A 12,343-nucleotide genomic window follows, 5' to 3' on the forward strand; every position below is an offset into this window, starting at 1 on the left:
GGATTGTGTGGTGAATATCTGTAGTGGCTGCGTGCGTGCTGTCGTAGGAGTGTGTGGAGTCGCGGGCGGGGAGCCCGTTGCCAGCCACAGTGGGCGAGGTCGGGCAGGTTGGGCGCTAAGCTTGACGCTTATGACACGCCACCACACCAACCAGGACTCCTCGGCCGACGCGCGCCAGGACTTGCTCAACCGACTCATTGTTACGGCCGCGCAGCGCCCACTCACGCAGGAGGAACTCGCGGAGCTCAATGAGTCGAATACCGGTTTCGATGCCCAGGTCGGCATTCTTTATACGCACCTTTCCCGCGGCGAGGTCCGCGGCGTCATTCATGCGGGGCCGCAGCACCATCAGCCGTGGGGGCTCGTCAACGGCGGCGTGTACGCTTCTTTTGCGGAGTCGCTTGGGTCCATCGCCGGCGTCATCGTGGCCGGCGGACCCGTGGTGGGCGTGAACAACTCGACCGACTTCATCCGCTCGGTTGAACAAGGGCCGATCGAGGGCGTGGCGCGCCCGCTGCAGACAGGACGTCGGACCCAGCTGTGGGAAGCCGAGATGTCGCACGGCGGAGAGCTCGTGGCGAAGTCGACGCTGCGCACCATCGTTGTGGGCGCGTAGTCGCTGGGGGAGTTGGGCGGCTTAGAGCCACTTATTCTTGCGGAACCAGAACCACAGCACGGCGACGACGAGCACCATGAGGAAGACGGCGAAGGGGTAGCCCCACGCCCAGTGGAGCTCCGGCATCTTGTCGAAGTTCATGCCGTAGACGCCAGCGATCATGGTGGGTGCGGCCCACATGCCAACGATGGCGGAGATGGTGCGCATATCGGCGTTTTGCTGCATGGAGACCTTGGCAACGGAGGCATCGATAAGCGAGGTAAGGCGCTCGTCGAAGTGTGCGACCTCGTCCTTGACCACGAGCTCGTGATCGTTGACGTCGCGCAGGTAGGAGCGCAGCTGCTTTGAGATGAGGTCCTTGTGGTTGCTGATCATGGCGCTCAATGCGTCGGAGAGCGGTGCGATGGCGTGCTTCATCTCGAGGACCTCGCGCTTGAACATGTAGATACGGTCGATCTCAAAGTTGGAGCCGGGCGTAAAGACCATCTCTTCGAGTTCGTCGACCTCGATGGCCAGCAGCTTGCCAATCTCGCCATAGCGGTCCACGAGCATATCGAGCACCTTCCACGCCATGGCGACGGGACCCAGCTCCACGAGGTCCTGGTCGTCGCCGATAGTGTAGGCAAGGTTGGGCAGCTTCGCGCGGTGGCGGACGGTGATGATGAAGTTATGGCCGATAATCATCTGCACCTCACCGGTGGAAATGATTTGGCGCTTATCGATAACCTCGTCGTGGTCGCGGTAGTTGACGGAGCGGGCGACGACGAAGAGCTGATCATCGTAGCGCTCCAGCTTGGGGCGCTGGTGTGCCTGGACGGCGTCTTCCACGATGAGTTCGTGGATGCGGAATTCCTCGGCGACGGAGGTCATCTGGTGCTCGTCCGGCTCGTGGAGACCGACCCAAATAAAGCCGCGGCCGTACTCATCCACGGTGTCCTGCGCAGTGGCAGGCGTGAATTCGCCGGGGAGGGACTCGCCGTCGACGAAGACGCGGCAGTGTTCAATGGCGCGCTCGACGGGGACACGAATGCGGGCGTGCGCAGGTGCAGGGTCCTTCGGCTTACGCGACCTGAACGGAGATGGTACTCCTGCCATAATCTGCCTCCCTTGCGCAGTAAGGTGTGGCCGTCCGCGGCGGGGCCTGGACGGTGCGGGCTACACGCCGTGGTCAATCTGACACGGACGCACCGCAGTGCGGGCTTAATAGTAGCGCGTTTTGCGACCTATACTGAACGGCATGCCTACCTGGAAAGAAGTCACCGCCGCTAACCCTGCACATTCCCATAATTTTGCACGCAAGTGGAAGATGCTAGAGGCGCAGGGCCAAGACATCCACGGCGAGTCGCGCCTCATTGACGCGATGGCGGAGCGCGGTTCGCGCGTCCTCGACGCTGGCTGCGGCACCGGCCGCCTTGGCGGGCGTCTGGCGGCGCTCGGCCACGACGTGGTGGGCGTCGACGTCGACCCCATCCTCATTGAACACGCTGTGCATGACTTCCCGGAGGGGGATTGGCGTGTGGGTGACCTCTCTGAGGACGCGATCGACGAGCATGACTTTGATATCGCGGTAGCCGCTGGCAATGTGGTGGGCTTCTTCGCGCCGGACGGCCGCGAGGCCGCGTACCGCAATATCTACAACGCGCTCAAGCCAGGCGGCCGCTTCGTCGTCGCGTTGGGTGCGGGACGCGGTTGGGAATTCGATGACATGATTGCACTCGCCGAGGCCGTGGGCTTCGTTACCGACTACACGTTCTCGTCGTGGGACCTCAAGCCCTTCGGACCCAATTCGACGTTCCTCGTGGTCGTCTTCCGTCGCCCCAACGCGAGCAGCTTGCTCGCATAGAACTGCGAGGAGCCCACGACGTCTAGCCCCATCGGCCCTGTCGATGGGGTTTTCGTGTGGGCGCGTCGGGGCGGGAGACACCGCGGGTGAGGATGTCAGTAAGCGACGTGCCGGCGGCTTCGGGAAGCGAGGAGACGCCTATGCTAAGAGCTGCGAAGAGAGAAACTGTCATGCCCCAGAAGCTCAAGGCACGCGCCAAAAGAAGCTAGGGGAACATATTTTGTTCTGGACAACCTGCGCCGGTTTCCACATGCAGTGGGCAAAATCGGCCCAGTTATCCACAGAGAATAATGCTTCTCACGAGCACCTCAGTGTCACCGGCACGCTCACGCCGCCGCACGAAGCTACCAGCGGCGGTCAGCCTGGTCGAAGAAGTCCACCTCGTGCCAACATGCCGCAAGGTAGGCGCGGGTGGCACGCGAGCGCGTGGCGGGGTCTGCGGCAGTGAGCGCTTCTTCGACGAGCGCGATGGCGGCACGCACGCCGGTGAGGAATTCCTCGCCGCCGTATTGCGTGATCCAGGCGTTGTAGGGATGCTCGGGCGAGTTCTGGGCCGCAAGGTGGAGGCCGACCTCAGCGTAGAGCCAGTAGCAGGGCAGGACCGCGGCAGCAGCGACGACGTAGTCGTCGGTGTGCGTCGTGGCGACAAGGAAGTCGGTGTAGGCGCTTGTCACCCGTGAAGGGGCGGTGAGCGCTGTGGAGGGGACCGTCGTGGTGTGGTGCGCAATCCAATCCTTGTGAAGGGACATCTCAATGGCGAGGCACTCGGCGGCACCCGAGGCCCAATGAAGCTGCGCGCCGGCGTCCGGTGCGAGGGCGGCTAAGCGCGCCAGCGCCTTCGAATACTGGTTGAGGTACTGCGCGTCCTGCGCCAGGTAAAAGGCGAAGTCCTCTTCGCGCAGCGTGCCGGTACCTAGCGCCTGGATGAAAGGCAGCTGCGTAATGGACTGCCAGGCGTCGCCGGTGAGTTCCCAGAGACGGGCCGTCTCCGGGCCCGCAGCGGAAACGTGGGGCGCGGGGGCGGCCGCAGTGCTCGTGACATCGCTGTAGAAGCGCGCCGGGACGGTGGAAGCTGCCGCCGCGAGGCGGCGGGCGCGGTGCCCATGGTCGACGGGGCCGTGGCCCTGGCCGACCTCAAGGGCGGCCGCGTGGGAGATGGCCTCGTGGAGCCAGCGGGTGGACCAGGAGAGGGCATCGGAAAGCGAGGCGCCGGCGCCGAGCCGGGTGGCCAACGCCGAGGAGAGGGAACACCCCGTGCCGTGGGTGTGCGGGGTGTCCACGCGCGGACAGGAGATGCGGTGGACGGCGCCGTCCGGGGTGACGACGGCGTTATCGGCGAGGTCGCCGCGCAGGTGCCCGCCCTTGACGATGACCGTGGTGCGGGTGTCGGCGGACCATGCGGTGGCGTGGGCGATGGCTTCCTCGAGCGTGGTGGCCTCGGCCGTCTGCGTGAGCACGGCGAGCTCCTTGAGGTTGGGCGTGACTACGGTGGCACGTGCGCACAGCTCGCGCACGGCGGCCTCCGCGTCGCGGTCGAGGAGGCGGTCGCCGCTCGTGGCCACCATGACGGGGTCGAGGACCACGGGCACGTCCGAGAGTTGGGCGAGAAAGCGTGAGACCTCCGCCACGATGGCGGCGCTGCCCAACATGCCAATCTTCACCGCGTCAATGGTGACGTCTGAGGCCACGGCGGTAAGCTGCGCGCGGAGGAACTCGACCGGCGGGGTGTGGACCTCGCGCACGCCCTGGGTATTCTGTGCGACGAGGGCGGTCACGGCGGACATGCCGTAGCCGCCTGCCGCGGCGATGGATTTGAGGTCTGCCTGGATGCCGGCCCCGCCCGTGGGGTCCGTTCCGGCGATGGAGAGTACGCGGGGTACTGCAGGAATGCGCGCCGAAGCAGGCGCGCCAATAACGGCGTCGTTCACAACGATCCCTTCGCTAGTTCTAACTCAGTGCAGGTTCGATGGGTGTTATCTCAGCCGCGGCTTCGAGCCTTGGCACCCCATGTTGCGCTCTCGACACTAACAAAGGACCGTAGGTGTGTGCGCGGTTTTGGGCATAAAAATCCCCCGTTCGCGATACAGCGAGACGGGGGAATGATGGGGAAGAGAAGACTTACGCGTCCTTGCCCATCTTGTTGCGGGCCAAACGCTGCTGGTCCGTGATTGCGAGGTTGCCGCGGACCGGGGAGACGGCATTGATGAGCCAGTTGAGGGCCACGATGGCGCGGGAACGGAAGCCGACGAGGTATGCGACGTGGAGAGCCAGCCAGGCGATCCATGCCGGGAAGCCGGTCATTTCGGTCTTGCCCATCTTCACCACAGCGTTGAAGCGGGAGATGACGGCCATGGAGCCCTTATCGAAGTAGTCGAAGGCCTCCTTTTCGTTGGCAGTGGACTCCTCATCCAGCTTGGCCTCGATGAGCTTGGCAGCGTGTGCGCCACCCTGCATGGCGACCTGTGCCAGGCCCGGCAGACGGTTAAGACCCATCATGTCGCCGATGACGTAGACGTTGGAGTACTCGCCCAGGGTGAGGTCCTCGTTAACCGGGACGCGGCCTGCGCGGTCGGTCTCGACGCCAGCTTGTTCGGCAACCATCTTGCCCAGCGGGGAAGCGGCAACACCGGCGGACCAGATCTTGACGCCAGCCTCGATGGTGGTCTCCTGTTCGGTCTTCATGTCCTTGTAGGTCACGGACTTCTCGTCCACGTTGGTGACCATGGCGTTGAGGCGTACGTCGACGCCCAGCTTCTCCAGCGTGCGCTGTGCTTTGCGGCCCAAGCGCTTGCCGAACGGCGGCAGGACCTGCGGTGCACCGTCGAGGAGGTAAATCTTCGCAGACGACGGCGAGAAGTTGGAGAACTGGCCGTTGAAGGAGCGCTTGGCCATCTCTGCGATCTGGCCGGTGAGCTCGACGCCGGTCGGGCCAGCACCGACGATGACGAAGGTGAGGAGCTTCTCGCGCTCAGCCGGGTCATCGGTCAGCTCTGCCTTCTCGAAGGCGGCAATGATGTTGGCGCGCAGCTCGAGCGCGTCATCCAGGGTCTTCATGCCCGGCGCGAACTCGGCGAAGTGGTCGTTGCCGAAGTAGGACTGGCCAGCGCCAGCGGCGACGATGAGGGAGTCGTACTCGAAGGTGCGCTCGGTGTTGTCCAGAGCCGCGGTGACGGTCTGGGCTTTGATGTCGATGTCCGTCACGTTGCCGTTGACGAAGTGGGCGTTGTCCTGGTCGCGCAGAATCTGGCGGGTGGACGGAGCGATCTCGCCGGAGGAGACGAGGCCGGTGGCTACCTGGTAGAGCATCGGCTGGAACAGGTGGTGGTTCTTCTTGTCGATGAGCGTGACGTCAACATCAGCGTTCTTCAAGGACTTGACGGCGTTTAAGCCGCCGAAGCCTGCACCAATAACGACGACGTGGTGGCGGCCGCCGTTGGGACGGAAAGCGTTCTCAGCCATGTGTGAGTAAAACCTCTCTTGTAAAGATATACAGCCGTGTTTTTAGCTACCCGGCTAGTGTAATAGGTTGCTCCTTGGTCGGCATAGTTTAGGTCACAAAATACTCCGGGCGCGCGGCCCCGCCTGGGCGCTGTGGCGCTCTGCGCCGCTTAAACTGGCGGGTATTGTCCGTCGTTCGCCGGTTCTAATGAGTAAGGGGCACCGTGAGCCATTCCCATCTTGACGCCATTGATGCGCAGCTGTGGCCAGGCGTGGCGGAGGTGCCCGTTCCTCGCTTTGGCGCGTGGCGTGCCCGGCGCGCGGAGGCTCAGTTTGCGCAGGCCTGCGACGCGGCGGGACTGGTACTAGAGGGCGCTGACGCTGACCTGCGGGTCGCGCATGACGCGCTCTTCGACCGCCTCGCGCACGGCGGCTGGGTAGGCTTCGCGGAGTCCTATCTCGCCGGAGAGTGGACGACGCCGGACTCCGCGCATCTCGTGCGTGTCCTCAAGCGCCTGCTCGGTGCTGGGTACGCACCCAAGACCCCCGCAGTGCCCGAATCGCCCGCGACGGGCGGGGAGCTGCCCACAGAGCTGGTAAAGCTCTACGCCGGGGATCGCGTGAGCCACCAGGGCGGAATTTTTTCCACGGGCGTGCCGACGACGGTTCGCGAGTCAGTGCCGGCCTATGAGCGCTCCGGCGCCAAGGAGCACTTCGTCGACGTCACCCATCTGTCGGAGCCCACCGCCGTCGACCGCGAGGATTTGCGCTCCGCCCAAGAGCGCGCCGCAGCCTGGCTTGCCGATGCCACCCGTGTCGGCGCCGGCTCCCACGTCCTGGTTTTCCCGGCGACGGGTCTCCAGGCCGCCGTTCAGGCGGCCGAGCGCCGCGCTGTCGTCGATATTCTTACGGCTGACCCCGAGCGTGCCGAGGCCGTCCGCGAGCATCTCGTGCTCGCTGGTGTCTCTGACAACGTGGCCTGCCAAGATATCGAGCACCTCGTGCCGAGCCCGCAGGAATGGCGCGGTCGGTATGACGCGATCATCTCCATCGAGGCCCTGGAATCCCTGGGCAGTCGGGAGCGTGGACGCTACGTGCAGGCCATCGACCGGCTTCTCGATGCCAGCGGCCGCGCCGTGATCCAAACGACCGTCGCCACGGAGCAGATGACCGGCCCCGGTCGCGACGCGCTGCAGGCGCTCAAGGCCTACGTGTGGCCCGGTCTTGGCCTGCTCACCGTCCCCGAGATCAACAAGTTGGTCGAGCGTAGCACCGGCCTGCGCATTGTGGCCCAGACCCACACCGGACCGCACTACCGAGAGTCTCTCGAGCAGGAGCGCTCCTTCTTCGTGGGCCACCTCCGCGAGGCCGCCGCCGCCGGCTTCGACCCGGTCTACCGCCGCCTGTGGACCTATCAATTCGCGCTGCGCGAGGCGCTCTTCGCGCTCGGCATGGCGGACTCCGTCCAGTTCACGCTCGTCCACCGCAATCGCGGCGGCCGCCGTTAGGCCAGCCGAGCTCGCACACGAGAAATCCCCCGCGCTCCTGTTCGCGGGGGATTGGTCTGTGCGGAGTGTGGGGTTTAGACCTCGGTGAGGTCGACCTTGCTCATCTCGCGCATCGCGATGATAGCGACCAGGGAGAGGGCGGAGACGATGATGAGGTAGTAGCCGACGGCGGCGACACCCTGCGTCTTCACCAGCCAGGTGGCGATGAATGGCGCAACCGCAGCGCCCAGGATGGAGGAGACGTTGTACGCGATACCGGAGCCGGTGTAGCGGACGTTGGTCGGGAACAGCTCAGGCAGGACCGCAGACATCGGACCGAAGATGAGGCCCATGATGAACATGCCGAGCGTGAGGAAGGCCAGGACGGAACCGGTGGTCGCCGTTTCGATGTCTAGGAAGAACGGGAACGTGAAGCCGAAGGCTATCATGATGGCGGAGGTCACCGTGAGGACCGGCTTGCGGCCATACTTATCAGCCAGCAGCGAGGCGACAGGGATGCCGACTATGAAGGCGAAGATGGAGATCAGCTGGATTTCCAGGAACTGGATGTACGGGATGTTCAGGCCCAGGCCTTTGGAGCTATCGCCGATGCCGTAGGACAGGATCCAGGTGGTGACCAGGTAGAACAGCGTGTAGCAGGACACCATGACGAAGGTGCCGATGAGGGTGGGGAGCCATGCAGTCTTGAAAACCTCGAGGATGGGGGACTTGGCCTTCTTGCCGGAGTCCACAGCCTGCTGGAAGACCGGAGTTTCTTCCAGCTTCAGGCGGACGTAGAGGCCGATGAGGACCATCACCGCAGAGCTCAGGAACGGCAGGCGCCAGCCCCACTCCATGAACGTGCCCGTCGTGTCGCCACGGTGGTAGTCCATGGTGGCGACCAAGGTGAGGAAGAAGCCATTAGCGAGAAAGAAGCCGAACGGGGCGCCGAACTGCGGCCACATGGCGGCCTTCGCACGCTTGCCGTCTTCGGCGGTCTCGGAGGCCAGCAGGGCCGCTCCGGACCACTCGCCGCCCAGGCCCAGGCCCTGGCAGAAGCGCATGAGCGCCAGCAGCGCTGGTGCAAGGATGCCCGCGGTGGCGTAGGTGGGAAGGATGCCGATGATGAAGGTGGCGATACCCATGGTGAGCAGCGCGCCCACCAGGGTGGCCTTGCGGCCGATGCGGTCACCGAAGTGGCCGAAGACGACCGAGCCCAGCGGGCGGGCAACGAACGCGAGGCCAAAGGTGGCGAAGGACTGGAGCAGTGCAATCGTGGGGTCTTCCGTCTTCGGGAAGAAGAGGTAGGGGAACACGGCGACGGCAGCCGTGGCATAAATATAGAAATCGTAGAACTCGATGGTGGTGCCGATGGTCGACGCGAAAGCGATGCGTCGACGATCGCGCTTAGTCAATTGTGCCGTCGTGGTAGTGGCGGCGGGTGCTGTGGCAGGTGCGGTCGTCGTCACGGCAAAACCCTCCTTGTGCATTAAGAGAAATGAAGTTTCTATCACCCAATTGGTGAATGTGCCCAAGCATAATATCTCATGTCATGAAATTGCAAGACCATTCTACGGAATTCTTTGAACTAGTCCATCGATTTCTCACGCGCGTTTCGTTGGCACTCCAAGACTCCGAGGTCAACCCGAAAAACGGCAACTGCCCGCCCTCGTCACAACGAAGGCGGGCAGCGGTTCCACGGCGTGTCGCATCGTTCCACGGAATGAAACGCGCGCGTTTAGGCGCGGTGGGCAATGTGGCACAGGCTAGGGTGTGACCACTGGGCGAGACGCGCGCTCGAGCAGCACAGCAATGGAGTCGTACGTGCGGCCGGTCATCATCTCCAAGCCCATCTCGCACGTGCGGTTGTCCGAGACAAACGCGTCGAAGTGCTCTGCGTTGAGGGAGGCGCGCTCCTCGCGGGTCGCGGATTCGACGAGCTCCGGGTGGAACAGCCCGCGGTCGTCGGCGGTGCCACAGCACGTCGCACCCTCTGGCACCTTGGCCTCGCCGCTCGCGTTGGCCAGGGCTAGCAGCGAGTCACTGATACCCATGTGGTGCATCGAGCATGTCGGGTGGACGCCCATATCACCGGCGCGGTCGTCGCGGCGCTCATCCATCGCCGCGCGCTTAACTAACGCTAAAAGCGCGGGACCGTCCTGGCACCGCGCTTTACTATTTAATACAGCAGGCTAGGGAAGTGGCAGCTCACTGAACTCGCCCATGAGGGTGAGGCTCGGCACGAAGAAGTTCGTGCCCGTCACGGCCGTGGAAAAGTCCAGGATACGGTCGTAATTGCCCACCGGATCGCCGATGAACATATTGCGCAGGCGCTCGTTGACGAACTCCGGGTCGCGCGCGTAGCCGATGAAGTACGTGCCCATTTCGCCCGAGGCGAAAGAACCAAACGCCATGTTCTCGCGGTAGATATCCTCGTCCAGGTCGTTGAGTGCTACGTGGGAGTTAGACGGCTTGACGTCGTCGTCCATCTCGATGTCGTCGACCTTGGATCGGCCAATGACGTCTTCTTGTTCCTCGACGGTGAGCTGCGCCCACGCCTTGAGGTCATGCGTGTATTTCTGCACGGTGACATAGGAACCGCGCGGGTAATCCGCGTCCTCGGGCAGGAGGACAGTCTCGAGCGCCTCGTTATCCGTCGGGTTAGCCGAGCCATCCACGAAGCCCAACAGGTCGCGGCCGTCCAGGTACTTGAAACCCTGCGTCTCATCGAGCACGCGCACCGCGTCACCGAGTTTCGTGAGAATCTGCGACGCCAGCTCGTGACATACGTCATAGGACTCCGCGCGGAAATGGAAGAGGAGATCACCCGGCGTCGACGGGGCTGTGTACTTGCCTTGGGAGATTTCCTCAAACTCCTTAAGCCCCGCCGGCACGGGTGCGGACGTGAGCCGCGGCCAGAGCTTCGCGCCAATGCCGATGACCGCGAAAAGATCCTCGGCGCTATAACGGAAATTCAGTGACTTGACCAGACCCTTGAATCCGCCGATGAAGTCGCGGACGGCAACTTCGCCGCCCGGAGTGACGTCGAGAACGAGGAACAGGGCGGCGCGCGACGGCTTGTCAACGATGTGCTGAATAGTCATGGACTCAATAGTAAGGCTTCGGCGTCTGTGCCACGGGGATTGCGCGCAGTAATCTGGCAGACAGGCCCAAACGTGGGGAAGTCTCCTCATCGCTGTTTTGACATAATGTGCATTATCGGACATCTATCACGATCTGCATGTTATCGTGCAGCGCTTGCCGATGCCCCCAATATCGCCCGCCGCATTCCCGTCCACCGTCCGCTGGCGCACCGTTGTGCTCGCCTAGGCTTCAGCGTCCTTCGCTGAGCCTGTCGCCAGAAATTCCTTCGGCACGTCCGGGCTCATCGTGACTTCGAAACCGCCGCAGAACTATTCAGTCCCTTATGTCTGGCGCGTGTATAGAACGAGTCTTTCGGCACTGTTGTGTCGCTGTGTTCCGATTGCGCTGCTGGGGCGAAATTCCCCTTCTCCCCGTGTGCTCGATGCAACCCCATTAACGTAACAGTTACGAAACTAGCGCTATAGCGCCGGACGTTGGTTCGGTGGTCTGCGTGCCGCGATCGTGGGTTTAGTCGCGGTTTCGATACGCGGCGACGAGCTGCCAGACGCTGAGCAACGCCAACAGCGCCGCGATGCCCGCGACGATCCACATCTTTTGCGTGGCGACGAAAATCGTAAACGCGATGACAATGATGAGCCGGAACCAGATAACCGGAATCATGACGCGAGAGTTCATACGAGTGTTTCCCTTGGACGCTGCGTGCGTGGCGCGTGCTTAGTTGGCGTGCTTGAACGAGATACGGATGTTGATGAAGCCGTCCTCGTCGATCTTAGCGGCGATGAGTTCCGGCGTATTGACGTCGTAGTCCGTGCGGTTGATGGGAATATCGCCGCCGACGACGAGCTCCTTGCCATCGCGCAGGACGTCGAAGTCCTCGGTGACCTCGTGCGTCTGGTCCTTGATGGTGAGGTCGCCGGTGAGGCTGACCTTGCCAATGGTGCCATCGTCCGGGACGGCGGAGAGATCGACCGGCTTGGTGACCATGAAGGTGGCCTCCGGGTACGTTGTGGTCTCAAAGAGCTTGGACTTCATGTTCTGATCGCGGACCTTCTTGTCCGTGGTCAGCTCGTTCATGTCCACCGTGATGGTGCCCTGCTCAAGGACATTATTTTCAATTGTGGCGTCGCCGCTCACGGCCGTCGTCGAACCGGACGTATCTTTCTTCTCGGCAGGCAGCACCTCGTGGAAGGTAAAGCCCACGGACGTGTGGTTGTCCGGCTTGCCCTTCGTGACCGTCCAGTCGCCATCGAGCTCGACTTCAGCGGCCTTCGCGTGGCTCGCGTTGACTCCCTCGGTCTGGACGCCGCGGCCGGATACGAGAGAGATAACCAGCGGCACGAACGCAACGAGCGTGAGCAGCACGATGATCACGATGAAAAAGGTGATAACGAGCTTGCGGTTCGCCAAAAGATTCTTCATTGCTATTTCAATTCCTCCAAACGGCGAGCGAGTTCTACCAGCTCGTCGCACAGTTGTTTAACCTCGTGAGCGTCGGCGCCCTCGCTCGTTGCCGTGGCGATGTCCTCGGCCGAACACCGCAGTTCAAAAAGCCCATCGCGCAGGCTGTCTGCCCGGGCTCGCGTCATGATGACTGCGTCTGAAGGAATGGTGGTTCCGGAGACGTTATGACGCTGCTCGTAGGCGCGTTGCTTGCATGCGGGACTGCAGAACTTGCGGGGCCGTCCGCGACCAGTTGAGTGCAGTTCGCGACCGCACCATTGGCACGTTGCGGGGCGCTGTCGCTGGCCAAAAGTTTGAGTCACTTAGGCGATCTTAGCCCACTTTGCGTGCTTTGGGAACAAACGCACCCGGTGGTCCGTTATACTTATATACCTTGTGTGGACGGTCTCGCTC

12 protein-coding genes and 1 riboswitch are annotated in these 12,343 nt (G+C 63.0%); of the genes, 3 read left to right on the forward strand and 9 right to left on the reverse strand.

Annotated features, from left to right (window positions below):
* The first annotated feature begins 130 nt into the window (after positions 1-130).
* The gene (locus tag HMPREF3227_RS08705) at positions 131-616 is read left to right on the forward strand and encodes a PaaI family thioesterase (protein ID WP_066512250.1); all 486 of its coding nucleotides are present in this window, start codon (positions 131-133) and stop codon (positions 614-616) included.
* Positions 617-637: 21 nt separating this feature from the next.
* On the opposite strand, the gene corA is transcribed toward HMPREF3227_RS08705, so the two are convergent.
* Positions 638-1,711 carry a magnesium/cobalt transporter CorA gene (gene corA, locus HMPREF3227_RS08710; RefSeq protein WP_066512253.1) on the reverse strand — a complete coding sequence of 358 codons (1,074 nt, stop codon included), beginning with the start codon at positions 1,709-1,711 and terminating at the stop codon, positions 638-640.
* Positions 1,712-1,853: 142 nt separating this feature from the next.
* Between corA and HMPREF3227_RS08715 the strand changes: the two genes are divergently transcribed.
* Positions 1,854-2,459, forward strand: a complete 606-nt coding sequence (locus HMPREF3227_RS08715) for a class I SAM-dependent methyltransferase (protein ID WP_066488044.1) — start codon at positions 1,854-1,856, stop codon at positions 2,457-2,459.
* Positions 2,460-2,803: 344 nt separating this feature from the next.
* Here the strand turns inward: HMPREF3227_RS08715 and HMPREF3227_RS08720 are convergent, their stop codons facing one another.
* Entirely contained in the window at positions 2,804-4,387 is a 1,584-nt protein-coding gene (locus tag HMPREF3227_RS08720; RefSeq protein WP_231732347.1) for a bifunctional hydroxymethylpyrimidine kinase/phosphomethylpyrimidine kinase, read from the reverse strand.
* Positions 4,375-4,477, reverse strand: a riboswitch (TPP riboswitch). (Overlaps the previous gene by 13 nt.)
* Positions 4,478-4,577: 100 nt before the next feature.
* Positions 4,578-5,918, reverse strand: a complete 1,341-nt coding sequence (locus tag HMPREF3227_RS08725; protein ID WP_066512256.1) for an NAD(P)/FAD-dependent oxidoreductase — start codon at positions 5,916-5,918, stop codon at positions 4,578-4,580.
* A 203-nt stretch (positions 5,919-6,121) separates the two neighbouring features.
* On the opposite strand from HMPREF3227_RS08725, the gene HMPREF3227_RS08730 reads away from it, so the two are divergent.
* On the forward strand, positions 6,122-7,405 hold the full coding sequence (locus HMPREF3227_RS08730; protein ID WP_066512257.1) for an SAM-dependent methyltransferase: 1,284 nt from the start codon (positions 6,122-6,124) through the stop codon (positions 7,403-7,405).
* Positions 7,406-7,479: 74 nt separating this feature from the next.
* Here HMPREF3227_RS08730 and HMPREF3227_RS08735 read toward each other — a convergent pair whose 3' ends face one another.
* From HMPREF3227_RS08735 to HMPREF3227_RS13795, 6 genes are all read right to left on the reverse strand, one after another.
* Positions 7,480-8,874 (reverse strand): MFS transporter, encoded by a 1,395-nt coding sequence (locus HMPREF3227_RS08735; RefSeq protein WP_066488050.1) that lies wholly within the window; start codon positions 8,872-8,874, stop codon positions 7,480-7,482.
* Between the two features lie 276 nt (positions 8,875-9,150).
* Positions 9,151-9,504: a heterodisulfide reductase-related iron-sulfur binding cluster gene (locus HMPREF3227_RS08740; RefSeq protein WP_066512258.1), complete on the reverse strand. Its 354-nt coding sequence runs from the start codon at positions 9,502-9,504 to the stop codon at positions 9,151-9,153.
* Positions 9,505-9,576: 72 nt separating this feature from the next.
* The gene (locus tag HMPREF3227_RS08745) at positions 9,577-10,488 is read right to left on the reverse strand and encodes a Dyp-type peroxidase (protein ID WP_066488056.1); all 912 of its coding nucleotides are present in this window, start codon (positions 10,486-10,488) and stop codon (positions 9,577-9,579) included.
* 508 nt (positions 10,489-10,996) lie between these two features.
* Positions 10,997-11,164, reverse strand: coding sequence for a hypothetical protein (locus HMPREF3227_RS13595; RefSeq protein WP_168162224.1), 168 nt, complete (start codon positions 11,162-11,164; stop codon positions 10,997-10,999).
* 39 nt (positions 11,165-11,203) lie between these two features.
* A complete protein-coding gene (locus HMPREF3227_RS08750; protein ID WP_066488069.1) occupies positions 11,204-11,908 on the reverse strand; it encodes a YceI family protein in 705 nt (234 codons plus the stop codon).
* 2 nt (positions 11,909-11,910) lie between these two features.
* Positions 11,911-12,252, reverse strand: a complete 342-nt coding sequence (locus tag HMPREF3227_RS13795; RefSeq protein ID WP_077210065.1) for a hypothetical protein — start codon at positions 12,250-12,252, stop codon at positions 11,911-11,913.
* Positions 12,253-12,343: the final 91 nt, after the last annotated feature.

This window comes from Corynebacterium sp. CMW7794 (assembly GCF_001563605.1).
Taxonomy (GTDB): Bacteria; Actinomycetota; Actinomycetes; order Mycobacteriales; family Mycobacteriaceae; genus Corynebacterium; species Corynebacterium phoceense.